Source organism: Polaromonas sp. AER18D-145, assembly GCF_002379095.1.
Lineage (GTDB): Bacteria > Pseudomonadota > Gammaproteobacteria > Burkholderiales > Burkholderiaceae_C > Polaromonas.
Map to the genome: position 1 here is coordinate 24,572 of NZ_NBZV01000006.1, position 19,411 is coordinate 43,982.

22 protein-coding genes are annotated in these 19,411 nt (G+C 61.3%); 13 read left to right on the forward strand and 9 right to left on the reverse strand.

Annotated features, from left to right (window positions below):
- The first annotated feature begins 87 nt into the window (after nucleotides 1-87).
- On the forward strand, nucleotides 88-435 hold the full coding sequence (locus B7G52_RS05180; protein ID WP_096696582.1) for a helix-turn-helix transcriptional regulator: 348 nt from the start codon (nucleotides 88-90) through the stop codon (nucleotides 433-435).
- Nucleotides 436-444: 9 nt separating this feature from the next.
- On the opposite strand, the gene B7G52_RS05185 is transcribed toward B7G52_RS05180, so the two are convergent.
- The 4 genes from B7G52_RS05185 to B7G52_RS05200 all read right to left on the reverse strand — a co-directional run bounded on the left by B7G52_RS05185 (nucleotide 445) and on the right by B7G52_RS05200 (nucleotide 3,772).
- Nucleotides 445-894, reverse strand: a complete 450-nt coding sequence (locus B7G52_RS05185) for a DsrE family protein (RefSeq protein ID WP_096696583.1) — start codon at nucleotides 892-894, stop codon at nucleotides 445-447.
- Nucleotides 895-972: 78 nt separating this feature from the next.
- Complete coding sequence (locus tag B7G52_RS05190; RefSeq protein ID WP_096696584.1) at nucleotides 973-2,250, reverse strand: NAD(P)/FAD-dependent oxidoreductase; 1,278 nt, start codon at nucleotides 2,248-2,250, stop codon at nucleotides 973-975.
- Between the two features lie 14 nt (nucleotides 2,251-2,264).
- A complete protein-coding gene (locus tag B7G52_RS05195; protein WP_096696585.1) occupies nucleotides 2,265-2,585 on the reverse strand; it encodes a c-type cytochrome in 321 nt (106 codons plus the stop codon).
- Nucleotides 2,586-2,677: 92 nt separating this feature from the next.
- The gene (locus tag B7G52_RS05200) at nucleotides 2,678-3,772 is read right to left on the reverse strand and encodes a YeeE/YedE family protein (RefSeq protein WP_096696586.1); all 1,095 of its coding nucleotides are present in this window, start codon (nucleotides 3,770-3,772) and stop codon (nucleotides 2,678-2,680) included.
- Nucleotides 3,773-3,835: 63 nt separating this feature from the next.
- Here B7G52_RS05200 and B7G52_RS23535 point away from each other — a divergent pair, with 63 nt between their 5' ends.
- The 3 genes from B7G52_RS23535 to B7G52_RS05215 are packed head-to-tail and all read left to right on the forward strand — an operon-like array spanning nucleotide 3,836 to nucleotide 5,410.
- Nucleotides 3,836-4,048, forward strand: a complete 213-nt coding sequence (locus B7G52_RS23535; RefSeq protein ID WP_096696587.1) for a hypothetical protein — start codon at nucleotides 3,836-3,838, stop codon at nucleotides 4,046-4,048.
- Between the two features lie 13 nt (nucleotides 4,049-4,061).
- On the forward strand, nucleotides 4,062-4,925 hold the full coding sequence (locus B7G52_RS05210; RefSeq protein WP_096696588.1) for an MBL fold metallo-hydrolase: 864 nt from the start codon (nucleotides 4,062-4,064) through the stop codon (nucleotides 4,923-4,925).
- Nucleotides 4,922-5,410 carry a hypothetical protein gene (locus tag B7G52_RS05215; RefSeq protein ID WP_240523327.1) on the forward strand — a complete coding sequence of 163 codons (489 nt, stop codon included), beginning with the start codon at nucleotides 4,922-4,924 and terminating at the stop codon, nucleotides 5,408-5,410. Before B7G52_RS05210 ends, B7G52_RS05215 begins: the two co-directional genes overlap by 4 nt.
- Nucleotides 5,411-5,553: 143 nt before the next feature.
- Here B7G52_RS05215 and B7G52_RS05220 read toward each other — a convergent pair whose 3' ends face one another.
- From B7G52_RS05220 to B7G52_RS05240, 5 genes are all read right to left on the reverse strand, one after another.
- The gene (locus B7G52_RS05220) at nucleotides 5,554-6,948 is read right to left on the reverse strand and encodes a DUF3422 family protein (protein ID WP_096696589.1); all 1,395 of its coding nucleotides are present in this window, start codon (nucleotides 6,946-6,948) and stop codon (nucleotides 5,554-5,556) included.
- Nucleotides 6,949-7,270: 322 nt separating this feature from the next.
- On the reverse strand, nucleotides 7,271-7,747 hold the full coding sequence (locus B7G52_RS05225) for a rhodanese-like domain-containing protein (RefSeq protein WP_096696590.1): 477 nt from the start codon (nucleotides 7,745-7,747) through the stop codon (nucleotides 7,271-7,273).
- 123 nt (nucleotides 7,748-7,870) lie between these two features.
- Nucleotides 7,871-8,275 carry a rhodanese-like domain-containing protein gene (locus B7G52_RS05230; RefSeq protein ID WP_096696591.1) on the reverse strand — a complete coding sequence of 135 codons (405 nt, stop codon included), beginning with the start codon at nucleotides 8,273-8,275 and terminating at the stop codon, nucleotides 7,871-7,873.
- Nucleotides 8,276-8,440: 165 nt separating this feature from the next.
- On the reverse strand, nucleotides 8,441-8,875 hold the full coding sequence (locus B7G52_RS05235; protein WP_205853028.1) for a pseudoazurin: 435 nt from the start codon (nucleotides 8,873-8,875) through the stop codon (nucleotides 8,441-8,443).
- A gap of 156 nt (nucleotides 8,876-9,031) precedes the next feature.
- Nucleotides 9,032-9,988, reverse strand: a complete 957-nt coding sequence (locus B7G52_RS05240; protein WP_096696592.1) for a LysR family transcriptional regulator — start codon at nucleotides 9,986-9,988, stop codon at nucleotides 9,032-9,034.
- Between the two features lie 109 nt (nucleotides 9,989-10,097).
- Here B7G52_RS05240 and B7G52_RS05245 point away from each other — a divergent pair, with 109 nt between their 5' ends.
- The 9 genes from B7G52_RS05245 (at nucleotide 10,098) to B7G52_RS05285 (ending at nucleotide 19,408) form a co-directional block, all read left to right on the forward strand.
- Entirely contained in the window at nucleotides 10,098-11,573 is a 1,476-nt protein-coding gene (locus B7G52_RS05245; RefSeq protein WP_096696593.1) for a ribulose-bisphosphate carboxylase large subunit, read from the forward strand.
- 21 nt (nucleotides 11,574-11,594) lie between these two features.
- A complete protein-coding gene (locus B7G52_RS05250) occupies nucleotides 11,595-12,029 on the forward strand; it encodes a ribulose bisphosphate carboxylase small subunit (protein WP_096696594.1) in 435 nt (144 codons plus the stop codon).
- Nucleotides 12,030-12,079: 50 nt separating this feature from the next.
- Nucleotides 12,080-13,042: a CbbX protein gene (cbbX, locus tag B7G52_RS05255; RefSeq protein ID WP_096696595.1), complete on the forward strand. Its 963-nt coding sequence runs from the start codon at nucleotides 12,080-12,082 to the stop codon at nucleotides 13,040-13,042.
- Nucleotides 13,039-13,785 (forward strand): HAD-IA family hydrolase, encoded by a 747-nt coding sequence (locus B7G52_RS05260; protein ID WP_096696596.1) that lies wholly within the window; start codon nucleotides 13,039-13,041, stop codon nucleotides 13,783-13,785. Before cbbX ends, B7G52_RS05260 begins: the two co-directional genes overlap by 4 nt.
- 26 nt (nucleotides 13,786-13,811) lie before the next feature.
- A complete protein-coding gene (gene rpe, locus B7G52_RS05265) occupies nucleotides 13,812-14,504 on the forward strand; it encodes a ribulose-phosphate 3-epimerase (protein ID WP_096696597.1) in 693 nt (230 codons plus the stop codon).
- Nucleotides 14,505-14,536: 32 nt separating this feature from the next.
- Nucleotides 14,537-15,634 carry a class 1 fructose-bisphosphatase gene (locus tag B7G52_RS05270; RefSeq protein ID WP_096696598.1) on the forward strand — a complete coding sequence of 366 codons (1,098 nt, stop codon included), beginning with the start codon at nucleotides 14,537-14,539 and terminating at the stop codon, nucleotides 15,632-15,634.
- 109 nt (nucleotides 15,635-15,743) lie between these two features.
- Complete coding sequence (locus B7G52_RS05275) at nucleotides 15,744-16,619, forward strand: phosphoribulokinase (RefSeq protein WP_096696599.1); 876 nt, start codon at nucleotides 15,744-15,746, stop codon at nucleotides 16,617-16,619.
- Between the two features lies 1 nt (nucleotide 16,620).
- Nucleotides 16,621-18,720 carry a transketolase gene (gene tkt, locus B7G52_RS05280; RefSeq protein WP_170954681.1) on the forward strand — a complete coding sequence of 700 codons (2,100 nt, stop codon included), beginning with the start codon at nucleotides 16,621-16,623 and terminating at the stop codon, nucleotides 18,718-18,720.
- A 13-nt stretch (nucleotides 18,721-18,733) separates the two neighbouring features.
- Nucleotides 18,734-19,408 carry an HAD-IA family hydrolase gene (locus tag B7G52_RS05285; RefSeq protein WP_096696600.1) on the forward strand — a complete coding sequence of 225 codons (675 nt, stop codon included), beginning with the start codon at nucleotides 18,734-18,736 and terminating at the stop codon, nucleotides 19,406-19,408.
- The last annotated feature ends 3 nt before the right edge of the window (nucleotides 19,409-19,411 follow it).

Here is a 19,411-nt window from a genome sequence, read left to right on the forward strand (position 1 = left end):
TTGGCGCCCGGTCATGAAAGTGCAGAATAAGTGTATATTCGAAATCATTGAATAACGACCGTAACCTTTAGGGCTAACGCGACATGTATGAGCAAGCTTGCAAGCCGAACAAACACACCACCCCTTACCGAGTCGGATCAGGTTTTTGAGTCTGCTGCCGAACTTTTTCGGGCGATGTCTGCGCCGATGCGGCTGAAAATCATCAGCAGCCTATGCAATGGCGAGAAAAACGTGAGCCAGCTGCTCGCGGAAGTCGACACCACCCAGCCCAATATGTCTCAGCATCTGAATACGCTTTATCAAAGCGGTGTCATTGGCAAACGCCGTGAAGGCGTCCAGATTTTTTACCGCATCATCAACGATCGCGTGGTGACCCTCTGCCGGGCCATATGCACCCAGATCGCGATCGAGACGGATTATGAAAAAGGCCGGTGAGACCAGGGCTCACGGCTTGATGTAGACGAAGCCTTCCCTGGCTTGCAGTGTGGCTGCTTCTGAAACGCCTGAAGGAACAATTTTTGCTTCCATGAGCAGCTTGTCCGGCGAGATGTTGAGCGCGGTCAGGGTGTTGTTGCATACCCGGAATTCCACACCACGGTCTGCCAGCGTACTGACGGCGGAGCTGAACTCACGGCCGCGGCTGTCTTTCGCATCCTGCAGCAGGAAATCAATGCCAGGGCCGTTGGTGACGACCACGATCCTGGCTTTCGGGTCGGCATCCAGATGGTTCTGAATGTTGTTCAGTGCGGCGACGGCAGTGTCGATGCCCGTGGTGATGTGATAGACCGCCTTGACCGGTTGGGGCGCCCGGGCGCTTTGATTGGTGGTGGCGCAGCCCGAGAGGGTACTGGCAGCGAACACTGCGATCGCCAGGGAAAAAATAAGTTTGTGCATGAATCGTCCTCAAAAAAATAAATCCCCGGCAAGGGCCGGGGAAGATGGAGGGTGAAGGCAAACAAGTTGCCAACATCCTTACAGTAGCGTATCGGCCCAGATGTTCTGTGCCCAGTTCCAGGCGTACACGCCTTCCAGCTCATTGGGCGCGGCAGACACGCCACCCGAACCGGCCACCGTTTTGAAGGTTTTTTCGGCGGCCACATACTGGTGCACAGACGCCACGTGAACGACCAGCTTGTCATTGACGAAGCTGTAGCAGGTGTTGGTCAGCACCGGATTCGGGTTGACCTCGATGCCTGAGAGCTGTGCCACCACGGCCGCAGCCACGACCTTGCCATGCGAGTTGGCCATGTGGCCGGACTTGGGCATCAGTGGGGCTGAGAGTGTTGAATCGCCGATGATGTGAACGTCCTTGGCGGCGGTGGATTCAAACGTCAGGTAGTTGACATCGCACCAGCGTTTGTTGGCATTGGCCAGGCCGGACCGCACGGCAATGGCGCCGGCACTCATGTCCGGCAGTACGTTGAGCACCTGGGCCCTGACGTCGTCTTGAACATCGAACTTGACCGTGTTTGTCCGCGCATCGACCGCCATGGCCTTGTGCCCGCCACGGTATTCCAGCATGCCCTGGTAGTTCTCGGCCCAGAACTTCTTGAACAGTGGCCCCTTGGAGGTGACGTCCGGATTGGCATCCAGAATCAGGACCTTTGATTTCGGCTTGGCCTTCTTGAAGTAGCTGGCCACCTGGCTGGCGCGTTCATAGGGCCCGGGGGGGCAGCGGTAGGGGGCCAGGGGGATAGTGATGGCATACACACCGCCGTCGGGCATGGCTTCGAGCTGGCGGCGCAGTGCCAGGGTTTCCGGGCCCGCTTTCCAGGCCTGCAAAATCTGTCCCGCCGCATTGGCGGCCTGCAGGCCGCCAATGCTGTCCCACATCAGGTCGATGCCGGGAGACAGGATCAGCTTGTCATAGCCGATGGTGGCGCCACTTGCCAGTGTCACGGTTTTTTTGGCGGCATCGATGCTGCTGACCATGTCCTTGACAACGGTGACACCGTGTTTGCCGCTGAGCTTGTTGTAGGGCGTGGTGATGTCGCCCATGGTCCTGGAGCCGCCCAGCACCAGATTGGAGATCGGGCAGGAAACGAAGTTGGTGTTGGGCTCGACCATCACCACATCGATCTTGTAGTTCGACAACAGGCGCACATACTTGGCCGCTGTCGCGCCGCCGTAGCCGCCGCCAATGACGAGTACCTTGGCCCGGTTGGGAATGCGGCCCGTGGTGGCGCAGCCGACCATGCTGCCCAGTGTGCCGAGGGCCAGGGATGCCTGAACAAAATCGCGTCTTTTCATGATGTTCCTCCGGCTTATCGCTTGGTCGCGGCGAAATAGGTGGCGATGCTGTCGATCTGCTGATCGGTGAAGCCCTTGCTGAGCTGGTGCATCACCGTGGCTGGACGCGAGCCATCCTTGAAGGCATTGAATTGCATGATCATGTAGCTCTTGGGCATGCCGACCAGCGAGGGGATGGCCGAGCCATCCACCGTGCGGCCATCGGTGCCATGGCAGTTGGCGCAGGTTGCGGCAAGGGCGCGTGTGTGCAGGGTGGCGCTTGCATCCTGAGCCACCGTGGCACTTGCCGCGCCTCCCATGAGCAATGCCGCGGCAAGGTGAATCTTGATGCGCATGGCTGGTCTCCTCTGTGAGATATCAATCAGCATGAATATAGCGAATGAATGACCCGAAGTACCGCGGGTAAACACGCACAGCCTGCGGCGGCTCAAGGCGCCGTCAGGGCGGGCCGTCCGATGGCCATGCGCTGGCCGATGGGCTTGCCGTCAAGCAGGCGATCCGTCAGGCCTGCGCCGGCCCACATGCCGACCAGGGCGATCCAGGCCGTCAAGGCGAAAATGGCCCCTCCGGTGATGCCGGCGCCGACGGCACATCCGCCTGCCAGCATGGACCCAAACCCCATGAGGACGGCGCCCGCGATATAGCGGCGCATGCCGTAGCCGTCGGTGAATCCTTCCAGCTTCAGGTCCTTTCCGACCCAGGCGCCGATGAACGAACCTATGAACACGCCAGGCAGCAAACCAAAGTCAAACCCGATCGCCGGGGCCGGCGAAGACAGTACCCGCATCAGCCATTCCGCGGAAGGACCGCTGAAGGTCAGGCCCTGAACCTGCACCACCTGAAAGGAGCTGGCGGACACGAGGTAGGTGTAGCCCCAGCCCGCGGCCACCATCAGGCCTGCACCGATGCCGCCAATCCATTTCCACAGACCCCAGCCGCTTCGTACCGAGAAGAAAAGCGCTGCCGCAAGCCACACCAGGCCAAAAAGAAGTCCACCCCAGTGGCCTGCGCCGGTGATGGCCAGCAGGTCACGCGAGGGGCCGCCGTCCACCGTCCACCAAGCGCTGATGGCGTTGCGCAGGGGGGCCAGCGATCCAGAGAGCGAAGCCTGCGCGGTGACGGCAAAGATCAGTCCTGACAGCAGTGCCCGCAAATTTCCGTTCGCCGACAAAATCAGCAAACGACTGGCACAGCCCCTGGTCATGATCATGCCGGCGCCAAACAGCAGGCCGCCGATCAGCGCCCCCGAGAGACTGCCGCGCGCGGCGATCTGGCGCGCCGTGCTCACGTCCAGTGACTGCGTCAGGATGAGAAGTTGAACGCCAACCACGGCACTTGAAAATGCCAGCAGCCATACGGAGAGCTTCTCGCCGAATTTTCGATGCCAGAACTCGATGGCGGCTGCCCGCAGGCAAAACTTCGACCGCTGGGCAAAAAAGCCAAAAAGGACGCCAATGACGAGCCCTCCAATGGCCAGCGCCGCGCTTTCCCCGTAGCGCTCAAGAAGGGTTGCCAAGTTCATGACGGTTTCCAATAATTCAGTATTAGCTTATATTAATGCTAAGTTCAGTGAGGCTTTTGTCTCTTGATCTTGCTCAAGCTCAAGCTCAAGCTCAAGCTCAAGCTCAAGCTCAAGCTCAAGCTCAAGCTCAAGCTCAAGCTCTCGATCCGGGTGGGCGAGCTGGGCGATCGATACACTCCTGCTGAGGACACGTATGGCGATGACGAGAATGTTTTTTTGGCGGCACGGCCTGGGCGCGCTTTTGGCGGCGCTGAGCGCCTTGACGGCCCATGCTGACGCAGTGCCCGCCATGGCTGCGCACAAGGTGTCGCCTTCTGCGTGGTATGTCGAGGGCGTGTCGGCCCTGGGCTCGCCGGCCAACCAGAACTTCATTTCCAACGCGGGGTTCGTGGTGACGCCGGCAGGCGTGGTGGTGATCGATGCGCTGGGATCGCCTGCACTGGCGACCCGCCTCCTCGCCGAGATACGCAAGGTGACGTCGCAACCGGTCACGCATGTGATCGTGACGCACTACCATGCAGATCACATCTACGGCCTGCAGACCTTCAAGGCGCAGGGGGCTCGCATCATCGCGCACGTTGCTGCGAAGGCGTATCTGAATTCGGAGACGGCCCGGTTGCGGCTGGACACTTCGCGCCAGGAACTTGCGCCCTGGATCGATGCCCAGACGCGGCTGGTGGAGGCCGACGAGTGGATCGACAAGGACAAGGAACTGGTGGTGGGCGGCGTGCGTTTCCAGCTCAAACACGTGGGCCCCTCGCATACCCTGGAAGACCTGGCGATCTACATGCCCTCGGAAAAGGTGCTTTTCGCTGGCGACCTGGTCTTTCGCAGCCGCATTCCGTACGTCGGTCAGGCCGACAGCCGGCACTGGATCGTCGCGCTCGACGATCTGCTCGCGTTTGACACGACCGTCATCGTGCCTGGCCACGGGCCGCTGTCTTCCGAGGCACGCAAGGACATGCAGCTGACACGCGACTACCTCGTCTACCTGCGGACGGCGATGGGAGAGGCCGCCAGGAATCTCGAACCCTTTGAAGAAGCCTACAAGGCCACCGACTGGACGCAGTTTGAACACCTGCCGCTGTTTCGCGTCGCCAACCGCATGAACGCCTACAACACTTACCTGCTCATGGAGCGCGAAGCAAAATGAAGGCGCGTTCCGCCCTCCGCGCCCCGCCGCGCCGGCATTGGCTGGTGGCTGCCGCATCCCTGCTTCTGCTGCCCGGTGTGAAGGCTGCCGGGCTGCCCGCGTTGCCTGCTTCCCGTTCGCTGGCCGATGAGTTGCGCGTTGCCTTGCGCGCCGACAAGCCCCTGGTGGTGATGGTCAGCCTTGAGGGCTGCGCGTTTTGCCGGGCGGTGCGGGAAAGCCATCTGGTACCGATGCGCGGGCAAGAGGGTCTTGCGGTGGTGCAGGTGGACATGCGCAGCCGGCAATTGACCCGCGACTTCAGTGGCGGGCAAATGACGCACGATGAGCGGGTCCGGGCGTGGAACGTCAAAGTGGCGCCGACGCTGCTCTTCATCGGGCGGGACGGGGCGGAGGTTGCCGAGAGGCTGTCCGGGTACTCGCCAGATTTTTACAGTTTTTATCTGGCCGAGCGATTGGCACAGGCCCGGGCTCGACTGCGGGCCTGAGCGGTGGGCGGAACGCCATCCTTGAAACGTGGGCCGCCCAGCAGCCTGTCGGGCTTTGGATGCCAGAGGCCGCTCTTGAATTTGCAGATTATCGGGACCGTTTCCATTGGGCTGGCGCCCTGTTTTTCCCCGCGCTCAGGCTTTCAGGCGTCGGCGCGCAGTTTGGCATGAATGCGCCGGATGGTGCGCCACACGCTCCATAACACCACCGGAATCAGCACACCCGTGGCGATTTCGGCATTCAGCGGTACGCCCGCAGCCTTGAGCGCCTTTCCGGCATACAGCAGCAGGCTGATGACGTAGTAGGAAATGGCCGCGATCGACAGTCCCTCAACCGTGGATTGCAAGCGCAGTTGCAATTCCTGCCCACGCGTGAGCTTTTCCAGCAGCTGCCGGTTCTGCATTTCGGTGGCAATGTCCACTCGCGTGCGCAAGAGCGCGCTGGTGCGCGAAACGCGCTCAGACAATGACGCCAGGCGTTGCGCCGTGGCTGCCACGGTCGCCATGGCAGGCGACAGGCGGCGTTGCATGAATTCACCGATGGTCTGTGTCCCGGGAATGGCCTTTTCGCGCAGCTCGGCGATGCGCTGGCCCACCAGCGTGTCGTAGGCGCGGGTGGCTGAGAAGCGGTAGTTGTGCTCGGCCGTGGCGCGCTCAACGCGTGCCGCGAGCGACACCAGCATGCCCAGCAATTCCTGATCCGACGCCGACTTGCTTTCGAGCAGCGCGGTGTTTGCCGCCAGCGCGCTTTCAGCCTCGGCCAGCATCGGCGATAGCAGCTTGGCTACCGGCAGGCCGCGCAGCGCCATCATGCGGTAGGTTTCGACGTCCAGCAGACGCTGCGAGATACGGCCGGCGCGGGTTTCGCTGATGCCGGGTTGCGCGATGACCAGCATGCGTTCAAATCCGTCAGGAGCGATGCGAAATTCGGTGAGCGCCCAGGAGTGGCCCAGGGGCTTTCCGGGCAGCACGGGCTGCCCTTGCACATGACCGAGTTGGGACGCCACCACGGTACGCCCTCCAAACCAGCGCTGCGCCTGGACCATGAGGGCCTGTTCGTCGGAGAAATCGCCGTGGACCATGGCCAGCTGAACGGCTGCTACGGTGCGTCCCGGGATGCTGGACAGCCATTGCGGAGCCACAACCGGGGCGCCCAGCAGCTCTGGCTCGGTGGCACCCACGCCCGCTGCATCGGGCAGCGCCTGCACAATCGAATAACGCGTGAATTCGCTGTGTCTTTCCCACTTGACGGTGTAGCCCTCAAATCGCAGGCGCAGGAAGTTGCCGTTGAGGCTGTCCACCGGCAACGCATGCTGCCCCGCGAGACGGCGCAGGTGCGCGCACTCCATCTCGCGGGTGATGCCTTCATTGAGCACCGCCACGTAAATGATGAGCGCCGGCAGCCTGATGCGCGCTGCAGGCCGCGCATGCACTTCGTTGTGCAGCGCGGTACGTTCCAGGTCGTCCGGCGGGAGCCACGCGGGCAGGCTGCGCGGCACGGAGTCAGGCGATGCGTGGACGGGGGGCGGGAGTTGCATGATGTTTATTTTGCAGGCAAATTCCCGTGCTGAAAATCTTATCGGCGAAGCCGCGGGCGAAACGTCCGGAGCGCCGTGGACTTGAAAATCAGGCGATGGGTAGCGTTTAGCGGAAGGCAGGGCGCGGCATCAGGCGTTCGTACAAGGAGGCAGTCGCTTTTTGCCGGTGACATGGTGATGCAGGCGATGTCGCCAAAGTCCGAGATGCAGATGGGGAATTTTCTGGTTTCAAGGAAACACGAAAGGTCACCCGGTCAGCAGGAAAACCAGCCTTGAAACCAGAAAATAAAAGGCGAAATTCAGCGCAAACCGACAGCGAAGTTCAGTGCTTCGGTGGCGTGCTGCCGGCCTTGGCCTTGGCCTTGGCGTCGAGGCCGCCTTTGGCTTTCCATTCAGCATAGCCACCCTGAAGAATACGGACGTTGTCCCAGCCAGCCACGCGCAGCGCAAATCCCGCCTGGGCGGACAAGGTGCCGGTGTTGCAGTACAGGAGGACGGGCTTGTTTTTGGGAATCTGGCTGCTTTTGGCCAAGACCTGCCGCCACTCCATATTGACCGCGCCGGGAATATGCCCGGCATTGAACTGGGCGCTTTCGCGTGCGTCAATCACCAGCATCTTGGCATATTCCTCTTTGGGAATCTGCTCAGGAAAGATCGTTCCGCCGCCGTATTCAACAAATTCAAGGTAAGCCGTCATTTCATCGATCGCAATGGCTTTGTTGTCAGCATGGGCCGATGTGCCAGCCAACAACGCACTGGCTGCGAGTACGAGAAAGAGGGCGGTGTTCTTCAGGTGCATGGTATTTTCTTTTGTTGGTGTCATCGATCCAGGGGCATTCCGGTTCCAGGCAAGAGCGGTGGCGTTTTGCTTTGGGTACGGAAACGAATCAGGCAGGGCCGGTGGATGCCTGGGTAAGCCGGATCATGGCTTCACCATTGGCCAGCCGCGGGCGGCCCAGAGGCTCATGCCGCCCTTGACGTAGCTGGCGTTTGTGTAGCCCATGGTCCGCAGTTGCTCAACCACGCGTGATGAACGGTTTTGTGTATTGCAGATCACCAGAAACGGTTGTTTCGCGGGCTGCGGCAGTTCTGCCAGGCGCTTGCCCAACTGGCTCATGGGAATAAGCAGCGCGCCTTTGGCGACACCGGTTGCGTGCTCGTCAGGCTCACGGATGTCGATCACGATCTGGGAAGACTGTTCAATTGCAGCCCGGGCTGCTTCCAGCGAAACAAAAGGGGCTCCGGCCTGGGCCATGGCATTGGCCGTCATTCCAAGAAGTAAAAGAGTGGCCAATAAAAACGATGGAAGTCTCAGGGTGTGAAGCATGTCTGGCGGCGGGTATGTTGTTGCGGCACTGTCACTGTTCGCGGCCGGTGGCGTTGCATGACGTCGCCGCGCCCGGCAGGGCAGGGCGGCAAGCGAGACTTCACAACGTTTTCTTTTCAGGCGCTTCCCGAGCCGCATGGCGCGGGAAGCGCCTGGAAGAAGTCCTTACTTCACCTGGTCGATGTATTTGCTCAAACGGTCTTTGTTCATGGCCAGGGTTTTGCTGTAAGCCGTCGCTTCTTTTTTGGCATCGTCCAGGTTGACCGGCTTGCCGACCTGAATCACGCCCACCATGGCCATGGATTTATGCGGGTCGCACTGGTACATGTAAACGCCTTCCGCATCGAGCTTGACCACGATTTCCTCGTCCATCTTGCCCTTCCAGGCCGTGGCGCCTTTAGGCGTGAAAAAAGACGAGCTGTTGTGCGATGCGTCGGTTTTGACGAACTTCACGGTGTCACCTTTGGCGGCTTGAATGAAACCTGGCTCAAAAACCATGATGCCGTCCTTGCCGCTGTTGACCATTTTGATCTGGTGTTCTGCGGCGTACACCCCTGTCACCAACAGCATGCTGGCAAGCAGCGTCGCGAATTTTTTCATATGGAATACCTTTAAAAATTAAATCTGACCGGCCATGAGATAAAACTGGCGTGCATAAATAGAAGCACTTGCTTATATTAATGATGGATGATGTTTAATTGGCTGGTAGAAACCCGCGGCTTTCGGGTTTTACCGGCAGTCCTCAACCTGGCCCGGTCAGTCTGCGCCGGTGGAGAGCCCCTCCATGGGGTTCCAGTGGCGCAAAAACTGTGTCGCCAGAAATCCCTCGCCACGCTCCAGCACAAAGTAGCGAAAGGACTCGGCGGCCGGCGAAAGCATCTTGGCCAGGGTGTGCACGCAGTTCCACCGCCGCACCACCGGCGCGCCCTCGACCGGAATCATCCTGAGCAGTCCGTTGTCCAGCTCCAGGCCCAGGGTGTGCAGAGACAGAAAACTGATGCCCATGCCGGCCATGACGGCTTGCTTGATGATCTCGTTGCTGTCCGCTTCCATGGCCACGCTCAGTTCAACGTGCTGCCGCTGGAAAAATTCCTCCAGCGCCGCGCGGGTTCCCGAGCCTTGCTCGCGCATGACGAACGGCGCGCCGAGCAAGCCGGCCACGGTTACTTCCCCCGCGGCCATCAGGGGGTGGTCTGGTGCGGCAATGAACACATGAGGATGCGCGGCGAAGGGCTCTGCGCGCGTTGCCATTTGCTCGGGCGGGCGCCCCATGATGGCAATGTCCACCTCGCTGAGCTCCAGCATCCGCACCAGCTGGCGGCGGTTGCCCACCACCAGCTTGACTTCGATGCCCGCATGTTCGCGCTTGAACTCTGCCAGCAAGTGCGGGAGAAAGTAGGTGGCTGTGCTGACCATGCCGATGGTCAGGCTGCCCATCTCCAGTTTTTGCAGCCGTGCGGTGGCGTCTTCGGCGTCCTTGAGGGTCGCCAGAATTTTCCGGACGTACACCAGCACGTATTCGCCCGTGGTGGTGAGGCTGATTTTCCGGCCGCCGCGGTCAAAAAGTGGCAGGCCGACATGGCCCTCCAGCTCCTTGATCTGCATGGTGACGGCTGGCGGTGTGAGGTGAAGCGCTTCTGCCGCTTTTGAAAAGCTCAAATGCTTGGCGACTTCATTAAAAACCCGCAGCTGCCGGAAGGTGGCGTTTTTCATTCAGCTTTACCTTAATTAAAGTCACACTATTATTGAATTTACCTTATTTAAGTTAGTTCTTATAGTCTAGGCTTTACGCAATTTCCCTTAACTGAACAGGAGCAAAGCGATGGGCAACACACAAATCACCGATGCCAAGCAGCGATACAGCGCCGGCGTTATTCCTTACAAAAAGATGGGCTATTGGGATCCTGATTACGCGATCAAGGATACCGACGTGTTGGCGATGTTCCGCATGACACCGCAAGACGGTGTTGAGGCAGACGAATGTGCGGCCGCAGTCGCCGGTGAGTCGTCGACCGCCACCTGGACCGTGGTTTGGACCGACCGCCTGACCGCCTGCGAGATGTACCGCGCCAAGGCCTACCGCGTGGACCTGGTGCCCAACACCGGCCCCGGTACCAGCACCGAGGCTCAGTACTTTGCCTACATCGCCTACGACATTGACCTGTTTGAAGGCAACTCGATTGCCAACCTGACCGCATCCATCATCGGCAACGTGTTCGGCATGAAGGCTGTGAAAGCGTTGCGCCTGGAAGACATGCGCATCCCTGTTGCTTACCTCAAGACTTTCCAGGGCCCGGCCACTGGCGTGGTCGTCGAGCGCGAGCGCATGGACAAGTTTGGCCGTCCGCTATTGGGCGCGACGACCAAGCCGAAACTGGGTCTGTCTGGCCGTAACTATGGCCGCGTGGTGTACGAAGCGCTCAAGGGCGGTCTGGACTTCATGAAAGACGACGAGAACATCAACTCGCAGCCTTTCATGCACTGGCGTGACCGTTTCCTGTACTGCATGGACGCGGTGAACAAGGCGTCTGCTGCTACCGGTGAAGTGAAGGGGCACTACTTGAATGTGACCGCCGGCACCATGGAAGAGATGTACGCACGTGCCGAATTCGCCAAATCGCTGGGCTCGATCATCATCATGATCGACCTGGTGATCGGTTACACCGCGATCCAGTCCATGGCGGTCTGGGCACGCAAGAACGACATGATTCTGCACCTGCATCGCGCCGGCAACTCGACTTATTCGCGCCAGAAAAATCACGGCATGAGCTTTCGCGTGATCTGCAAATGGATGCGCATGGCGGGTGTCGATCACATCCACGCCGGCACCGTGGTCGGCAAGCTCGAAGGCGACCCGATGATGATTCGTGGTTACTACGACACCCTGCTCGACACCCACACCCCGGTGCAACTCGAAAAAGGGCTCTTCTTCGAGCAGGACTGGGCGTCGCTGAACAAGGTCATGCCGGTTGCCTCCGGTGGCATTCACGCCGGACAGATGCATCAGTTGCTGCACTACCTCGGTGACGACGTGGTGTTGCAATTCGGCGGCGGCACCATCGGTCATCCGGATGGCATCCAGGCCGGTGCGATTGCCAACCGTACCGCACTCGAAGTCATGATCATGGCGCGCAACGAAGGCCGCGATATCTGGAACGAAGGCCCGCAGATTTTGCAGGACGCTGCCAAGTGGTGCGGCCCGCTCAAAGCCGGCCTGGCCACCTGGAAGGATGTGTCCTTCAACTACGCATCCACCGACAGCCCCGACTTTGTGGCAACCCCTACAGCCAGCGCCTAAAACCCATTCAGGAGAATAACCATGATGACCAATCTCGGCGGCCGCGTTACGCAAGGCCAGTTTTCATTTCTGCCAGACCTGACCGATGTGCAGATCACCGCACAGGTGCAGTACGCGCTGGACAAAGGCTGGTCGCTCGGTATCGAATACACCGACGACCCCCACCCGCGCAACACCTATTGGGAAATGTTCGGCAACCCGATGTTTGACATGAAGGACCCGGCCGGCATCTTGATGGAGATCAACAACTGCCGCAAGACGTACCCGAACCACTACATCCGCGTGACGGCTTTCAGTGCCGTGCGTGGTGTGGAGAGCGTGACCATGTCCTACATTGTTAACCGCCCCAAGAAAGAGCCTGGCTTCCGCCTGGAGCGCCATGAGACCGATGGCCGAACGATGCGCTACACCATCCACTCGTACGCGACCGACAAGCCCGAAGGCGAACGCTATTGAGCGTGTCGTTGTAGTCTTGCAGACCTGACTGGCGAAGGAACTTTTCGATCATGAACGCACCGAAGTATTCGATTCCCGGTCAGGTGGCGGCGCAAGCCGTCACCGAAAGCGGTCCCGGTGACAACTCCCTGGCGGCCGCTCGCACGGTCGCCGAGGTGCTGGCGCATTCCCATGTGGAGCCAGTACTGCAGGAGCTGGACGACGCGCTGGTCGGGCTGGCCCCGGTCAAGGCGCGCATCCGTGACATCGCCGCGCTGCTGGTGATCGACAAGCTGCGGCTGAACCTGGGTCTGGCAGCCCAGGCGCCGTCCTTGCACATGTGCTTCACCGGCAACCCCGGCACCGGGAAAACCACCGTGGCCATGCGCATGGCTGAAATATTGCACCGACTCGGCTATGTGCGCAAAGGCCATATGGTCGCGGTCACGCGTGACGACCTGGTGGGCCAGTACATTGGCCACACGGCGCCCAAGACCCGGGAAGTGCTTAAAAAGGCCATGGGCGGCGTGCTGTTCATTGACGAGGCCTACTACCTGTACCGCCCGGAAAACGAGCGCGACTACGGCCAGGAGGCCATCGAAATCCTGTTGCAGGTCATGGAAAACCAGCGCGATGATCTGGTGGTGATCCTGGCCGGTTACAAGGACCGCATGGACACTTTTTTTCAGAGTAATCCGGGCATGAGCTCACGCATTGCCCACCACCTTGATTTTCCCGACTATGCGGTGGGCGAGCTGATGCAGATTTCGCAAAAGATGCTGGGCGACCAGAATTACCGCTTTGGCCAGGGCGCTGCGCAGGTGTTTGAAGAGTACCTGACGCTGCGTATCGGCCAGCCGCACTTTGCCAATGCGCGCAGTGCCCGCAATGCGCTGGAACGGGCCCGGTTGCGCCAGGCGAGCCGTCTGTTTGAAGACCGCGACCGGGTGTTGACCGTGGACGACCTGACGACGATTGAAGAGCGGGACATACGCGCCAGTCGCGTCTTCCAGCAAGTGAAGGCGCAGCCATGAACACCGCCGGTCTCCAGGCCCTGATTTTTGATGTCGACGGGACGCTGGCCGACACGGAACTGGCGCACCTGGCCGCATTCAACGAAGCGTTTGCGCAGGAGAGCTTGCCCTGGCGCTGGGACGTGCCCCTGTACACCCGGCTGCTGGAAGTGTCGGGGGGCAAGGAGCGCATCACCTATTACTGGCGGCAGGTTCAGCCCGACCTCAAGATCATCGACAACGCTGCATTCACCGAGATCGTGCAGCGCATCCACGACCAGAAAACAGCGGCTTACGAACGCATGGTCAACAACGGCGCCGTGCGGCTGCGGCCAGGCGTTTTAAAGCTGATCGAGCAGGCGCACGACGAGGGCCTGCGACTGGCCATTGCAACAACCACGTCGCCGGTCAATATTTCCGCGCTCTTGCGCTGTGCCATGGGGCCGGACTGGGCGCGGTTTTTTGTCGTGATCGAGGACGCTTCGACCGCACCCCGCAAAAAACCGCATCCCCAGGTGTATTTGCAAACGCTGAGCCGGCTGAAGTTGCCCGCAGCCGCGTGTCTGGCCATTGAGGATTCAGCCAACGGATTGCGGGCCGCCGCGGCAGCGGGGTTGCCCACCATCATCACCCAGAATTCTTTCACCGGGCACCATGACTTTTCAGGCGCGCTCTGCGTCCTGCCGGACCTGGCCGGCTGCACGCTGGCGCAGCTGGCCGGCATGCACGCAGCAGCGGGCCCGAAAAAATCGACCGCTCGCTGATCCCTTTCTTCATAAGCATCCTCACCATGTCAAGCCCCCTCCGCATTGCGCCTTCGATTCTGTCCGCCGACTTTGCCCGTCTGGGCGAAGAGGTTCGCGCCATTGAGGCCGCTGGGGCCGACCTGGTGCACTTTGACGTGATGGACAACCATTACGTGCCCAACCTCACCATCGGCCCGCTGGTGTGCGAAGCCATTCGCCCGCACGTGAAGATCGGCATTGATGTTCACCTGATGGTCGAGCCGGTGGATGCGCTGATTCCGCTGTTCGCCAGGGCCGGCGCCAACATCATCACCTTCCACCCCGAGGCCTCCAGGCATGTGGACCGCACGCTCTCGCTGATTCGCGAACACGGCTGCAAGGCCGGGCTGGTGCTGAACCCGGCCACCTCCGTGGAATGGCTGGACCATGTCATGGACAAGCTGGACATGGTGTTGCTCATGAGCGTGAACCCCGGCTTTGGCGGGCAGAAATTCATCCCCGCCACGCTGGGCAAGCTGCGTACCGTGCGTCAGCGCATAGCGGCGCACCAGGCGCGCGGTGGCCAGCCGATCTGGCTGGAAGTCGATGGCGGCGTGAAAACCGACAACATCGCCGAGATCGTGCAGGCCGGTGCCGACACCTGCGTGGCGGGCAGCGCCGTGTTTGGTGCGCCTGATGCCGATGGCGGCTACCGCGGCGTCATGCGCGAGCTGCGCCGCCAGGCCGCCTCGCTCTGAATTCCTGCATCAACCCTCCTGAAAGAACGGCCATGCCACTAACCGCCAATCGGTCCACCCTGACCCAATTCCTGATCGAGGAGCGCCGCCGCTTCCCCAGTGCCAGTGGCGATTTCAATGCCCTGATTCTGGACGTTGCGCTGGCCTGCAAAGGCATTGCCCGCGCCGTCGCGTTTGGCGAGTTGGGGGGCGTCATGGGTAACCACGCAGTTGCCGAGGGCGGCTCCGTCAATGTGCAGGGCGAGACGCAGAAAAAACTCGATGTACTGAGCAACGATGTTTTTATCCGGCGTACCGAATGGGCGGGCAATCTCGCCGGCATGGCGTCTGAAGAAATGGACTTGCCGTATCAGATTCCGCTGCAGTATCCGCGCGGCAAGTACCTGCTGGTGTTTGACCCACTGGACGGGTCCAGCAACATCGACGTGAACGTTTCCGTCGGCAGCATTTTCTCGGTGCTGCGCGCACCGCAAGACGTGGAAGACACCGGTCGCGATGTGACCGAGGCTGATTTTTTTCAGCCCGGCGCCAGCCAGGTGGCCGCAGGTTACGCCTTGTATGGCCCTACCACCATGCTGGTGCTCACAGTGGGCGATGGCGTCAACGGTTTCACCCTGGATCCGAACCTGGGCGAATTCATGCTCACACATCCGAAGATGCAGATCCCGACCGATACCCAGGAATTCGCCATCAACGCCTCCAACAGCCGCTTCTGGGAGGCGCCGGTCAAGCGTTATGTGGATGAGTGCCTGGCGGGTAAGACCGGGCCTCGCGCCAAGGACTTCAACATGCGCTGGATTGCCAGCATGGTGGCCGAGGCGCACCGCATTCTGATGCGCGGCGGTGTCTTCCTCTATCCGCGCGATACCAAAGACGTCTCCAAACCCGGCCGCCTGCGGCTGCTTTACGAGGCCAACCCGATAGGCATGCTCATGGAGCAGGCCGGGGGCCGAGCTTCGACAGGGCACCGGCCGATGCTGGGCGTGCAGCCGAGCTCGCTGCACCAGCGCATCGGCCTGGTTTTCGGCTCCAGGGGCGAGGTGGAGCGCATCGAGCGTTACCACGCCGAACCCGCCAAGACCGAGCAGACCAATCCGCTGTTTGCCGAACGCAGCCTGTTCCGCGTCTGATTTTTGGTGGTGGCTGCCGAAATGCTATTGAACAAGTAGCTGATCACGCAGCAAACATCTGGGCTACAGGCATTTTTTGCCAAATTTTTTTGACTTACGGAAACCCCCCATGTCTGAACGCCATCCCATCATCGCCATCACCGGCTCGTCCGGTGCCGGCACCACCTCGGTCACGCATACGTTCGAGAACATTTTCCGTCGCGAGAAGGTCAATGCCGCCATCATCGAAGGCGACAGTTTTCACCGCTACGACCGCAAGGACATGAAAACCAAAGCCGCCGAAGCCGAGGCTGCGGGCAACAACAACTTCAGCCATTTCGGGCCGGAAAACAACCTGTTTCCCGAACTGGCCGAGCTGTTCCGCGCCTACGGCGAAACCGGCACCGGCAAGCGGCGCAAATACCTGCACGACCCTGAAGAGGCGGCACCCTACCAGCAGCCACCTGGCACCTTCACGGCCTGGGAGGACGTGCCGGCCGGCACCGACCTGCTGTTCTACGAAGGCCTGCACGGCGCTGTTGTCACGCCCGAGGTCAACATCGCCCAGCACCCGGACCTGCTGATCGGTGTGGTGCCGGTCATCAACCTGGAGTGGATCCAGAAGCTCTACCGCGACAAGTCCAAGCGTGGCTACAGCACCGAGGCCGTGACCGACACCATCCTGCGCCGCATGCCCGACTACGTGAACTACATCTGCCCGCAGTTCATGCACACCCACGTGAACTTCCAGCGCGTGCCGATGGTCGATACCTCCAACCCTTTCATCGCGCGCGACATTCCTTCGCCGGATGAAAGCATGGTGGTGATCCGCTTTGCCAACCCCAAAGGCATCGATTTCCAGTACCTGCGCAGCATGATCAACGACTCGTTCATGTCGCGCGCCAACACCATCGTGGTGCCCGGCGGCAAGATGGAACTGGCCATGCAATTGATCTTCACGCCCTTTGTCTGGCGCATGATGGAACGCAAGAAGAGGGCATCCTGAGATGAACGCGCCTACACCCGACATGGCCAGGCACATGGCCAACGCTGTCCGCATGCTCGCCGTCGATGCGGTCGAACAAGCCAAATCCGGCCACCCCGGCGCGCCCATGGGCATGGCCGACATCGCCGAGGTGCTGTGGAACCGGCACCTCAAGCACAATCCGGCGAATCCGAAATGGCCGGACCGGGATCGTTTTGTACTGAGCAACGGCCACGGCTCCATGCTGATCTATGCCCTGTTGCACCTCACAGGGTACGACCTGCCGATGGAGGAGCTGAAGCACTTCCGCCAGCTGCACAGCCGGACGGCGGGCCACCCCGAAATGGGCGTCACCCCCGGTGTGGAAACCACCACCGGACCGCTGGGCCAGGGCCTCGCCAACGCGGCCGGCATGGCGCTGGCGGAGAAGCTGCTGGCTGCCGAGTTCAACAAACCCGGCCATGTGGTGGTGGACCACTTCACCTATGTCTTCATGGGCGACGGCTGTCTCATGGAAGGCATCAGTCACGAAGCCTGCTCGCTGGCCGGCACGCTGCGCCTGTCCAAACTGGTAGCCTTCTACGATGACAACGGCATCTCGATTGACGGCCATGTGGAGGGCTGGTTCACCGACGACACGCCCAGGCGTTTCGAGGCCTATGGCTGGAACGTCATTGCCGCAGTGGACGGACATGATCCCCTGGCCCTGGACGTCGCCGTGCGGTCGGCGAAGGCCCAGGCGGTCCTGCCCGATGGCCGGCCAACACTGATCTGTTGCAAAACCGTGATCGGCCACGGTTCGCCGAACAAGGCTGGCACGCATGACGTGCATGGTGCAGCCTTGGGGGCTGCCGAGGTCGCCGCCACCCGCGAGGCGCTGGGCTGGACCGCTGCGCCCTTCGAAGTGCCAATGGACATTGCCAACGCCTGGAACGCCGTCGAACGCGGCCAGGTGGCCGAGCGGACCTGGCGCGTGCGCTTCGAGGCCTACCGCACGCAGTACCCGCTGGAGGCGGCCGAGTTCGAGCGCCGCGTGGCCGGCGACCTGCTACCCGCTGTTGCCGACAAACTGCCCGAGCTGCTGGCGGCCATCGCTGCCAAGCCGGACGCCGTGGCCACCCGCAAGGCGAGCCAGAACGCGCTCGACGCGCTGAGCTCCCTGGTGCCCGAATTTTTCGGTGGCAGTGCCGATCTGACGGGATCCAACCTGACCAACTTCAAGGGCTGCGTCAGGGCCGGACGCGACCAGGTGGGCAACCACATGAGTTACGGCGTGCGCGAGTTCGGCATGGCCGCCATCATGAACGGCATCGCGCTGCATGGCGGGCTCATCCCCTACGGCGGCACCTTCCTGACCTTCAGCGACTACAGCCGCAACGCCATCCGCATGGCCGCGCTGATGAAGCTGCGCGTCATCCATGTGTTCACTCACGACAGCATCGGTCTCGGCGAAGACGGGCCCACGCACCAGAGCGTGGAGCACATTCCCAGTCTGCGCATCATTCCCAACCTGGACGTCTGGCGGCCGGCGGACGGCCTGGAAACCGCCGTCGCCTGGGCTCACGCCATCAAGCGGCGCGACGGCCCCAGCGCGCTGTGCCTGTCGCGCCAGAACCTGCCGCGCTTGACCGATGCCGGCATGGCCGAGAGCATCCGCCGCGGCGGCTATGTCCTGTCTGACATGGAAGGGGTTCAGGCCGTGATTGTGGCCACGGGATCGGAAACCTCGCTGGCCATGGAAGCGCAGGCCGCGCTGGCGAGCGAAGGCATTGCCACCCGCGTCGTGTCCATGCCCTGCACCAATGTGTTCGACCGCCAGAGCGAGGCCTACCAGGCGCTGGTGCTGCCGCTGGGCCTGCCCACGGTGGCCATTGAGGCGGCGCATCCCGATTTCTGGCGCAAGTATGTGGGCCGTACCGGCATGGTGGTGGGCATCGCCAGCTTTGGTGAATCCGCACCGGCCAGCGATCTGTATGCCCACTTTGGCATCACCGTCCAGCGCGTCGTGGAATCCGTGCGTACGCTGGCCCACCGCGCGGCCTACCGCCGCGAAATCTGGATGGGCAGCGACGACCGGAGCAATGGTGCCTTGTCCGATCAGATCGTTCTGTCCACCACCTGAGCCTGAACACGTCATGAATACATCCTTTGACCTGGTCATGTTTGACCTCGACGGCACGCTGATCGAAACCGCGCCCGAAATCTGCGATGCCGTCAACGACACCCTGCGCCGCTTCGACCTGCCCGAGGTGGAGCAGCAGCAAGTCAACGACTGGATCGGCCACGGAACGCGTGAGCTGCTGATCCAGGCCCTGGCGTACAGCGGAAAAACGGATGCTGCGGCCATACGCATCAGCGACAGCCTGGCGCTGATTGCCGCAGAGTTTGACAAGCACTACCAGAGACGCTGCGGGACGCGCAGCCACCTCTACCCCCAGGTGCGCGAAGCGCTGACGGCGCTGCGCAGCAGGGGCACCAAGCTGGCTGTGGTGACCAACAAGGAAGGCCGCTACACCGCCACGGTGCTGAACGCCCACCAGCTGATGCCGCTGCTTGACTGCGTGGTCAGCGGTGACACGCTGCCCACTAAAAAACCTGACCCTGCGGGCATTGAGCGCTGTCTTGCGCAGTTTGGCACGCCGCGTCACCGTGCCCTGTTTGTGGGTGACTCCAGCATCGACGTGGCAACGGCGCGTAACGCCGGCATCGCAGTCTGGGCGCTGCCCTATGGCTACAACATGGGCCAGCCGATAGCCGCCTGCGCGCCGGACCGGGTCATCGCTGACTGCTCGGCGCTACTGAAGTTATAGCAA

Excerpts from the sequence above, each read along its gene's own strand:
- B7G52_RS05180 (WP_096696582.1), top strand. The coding sequence starts at position 88 with ATGAGCAAGCTTGCAAGCCGAACAAACACACCACCCCTTACCGAGTCG.
- B7G52_RS05185 (WP_096696583.1), bottom strand. The coding sequence starts at position 894 with ATGCACAAACTTATTTTTTCCCTGGCGATCGCAGTGTTCGCTGCCAGT.
- B7G52_RS05190 (WP_096696584.1), bottom strand. The coding sequence starts at position 2,250 with ATGAAAAGACGCGATTTTGTTCAGGCATCCCTGGCCCTCGGCACACTG.
- B7G52_RS05195 (WP_096696585.1), bottom strand. The coding sequence starts at position 2,585 with ATGCGCATCAAGATTCACCTTGCCGCGGCATTGCTCATGGGAGGCGCG.
- B7G52_RS05200 (WP_096696586.1), bottom strand. The coding sequence starts at position 3,772 with ATGAACTTGGCAACCCTTCTTGAGCGCTACGGGGAAAGCGCGGCGCTG.
- B7G52_RS05210 (WP_096696588.1), top strand. The coding sequence starts at position 4,062 with ATGGCTGCGCACAAGGTGTCGCCTTCTGCGTGGTATGTCGAGGGCGTG.
- B7G52_RS05215 (WP_240523327.1), top strand. The coding sequence starts at position 4,922 with ATGAAGGCGCGTTCCGCCCTCCGCGCCCCGCCGCGCCGGCATTGGCTG.
- B7G52_RS05220 (WP_096696589.1), bottom strand. The coding sequence starts at position 6,948 with ATGCAACTCCCGCCCCCCGTCCACGCATCGCCTGACTCCGTGCCGCGC.
- B7G52_RS05225 (WP_096696590.1), bottom strand. The coding sequence starts at position 7,747 with ATGCACCTGAAGAACACCGCCCTCTTTCTCGTACTCGCAGCCAGTGCG.
- B7G52_RS05230 (WP_096696591.1), bottom strand. The coding sequence starts at position 8,275 with ATGCTTCACACCCTGAGACTTCCATCGTTTTTATTGGCCACTCTTTTA.
- B7G52_RS05235 (WP_205853028.1), bottom strand. The coding sequence starts at position 8,875 with ATGAAAAAATTCGCGACGCTGCTTGCCAGCATGCTGTTGGTGACAGGG.
- B7G52_RS05240 (WP_096696592.1), bottom strand. The coding sequence starts at position 9,988 with ATGAAAAACGCCACCTTCCGGCAGCTGCGGGTTTTTAATGAAGTCGCC.
- B7G52_RS05245 (WP_096696593.1), top strand. The coding sequence starts at position 10,098 with ATGGGCAACACACAAATCACCGATGCCAAGCAGCGATACAGCGCCGGC.
- B7G52_RS05250 (WP_096696594.1), top strand. The coding sequence starts at position 11,595 with ATGATGACCAATCTCGGCGGCCGCGTTACGCAAGGCCAGTTTTCATTT.
- cbbX (WP_096696595.1), top strand. The coding sequence starts at position 12,080 with ATGAACGCACCGAAGTATTCGATTCCCGGTCAGGTGGCGGCGCAAGCC.
- B7G52_RS05260 (WP_096696596.1), top strand. The coding sequence starts at position 13,039 with ATGAACACCGCCGGTCTCCAGGCCCTGATTTTTGATGTCGACGGGACG.
- rpe (WP_096696597.1), top strand. The coding sequence starts at position 13,812 with ATGTCAAGCCCCCTCCGCATTGCGCCTTCGATTCTGTCCGCCGACTTT.
- B7G52_RS05270 (WP_096696598.1), top strand. The coding sequence starts at position 14,537 with ATGCCACTAACCGCCAATCGGTCCACCCTGACCCAATTCCTGATCGAG.
- B7G52_RS05275 (WP_096696599.1), top strand. The coding sequence starts at position 15,744 with ATGTCTGAACGCCATCCCATCATCGCCATCACCGGCTCGTCCGGTGCC.
- tkt (WP_170954681.1), top strand. The coding sequence starts at position 16,621 with ATGAACGCGCCTACACCCGACATGGCCAGGCACATGGCCAACGCTGTC.
- B7G52_RS05285 (WP_096696600.1), top strand. The coding sequence starts at position 18,734 with ATGAATACATCCTTTGACCTGGTCATGTTTGACCTCGACGGCACGCTG.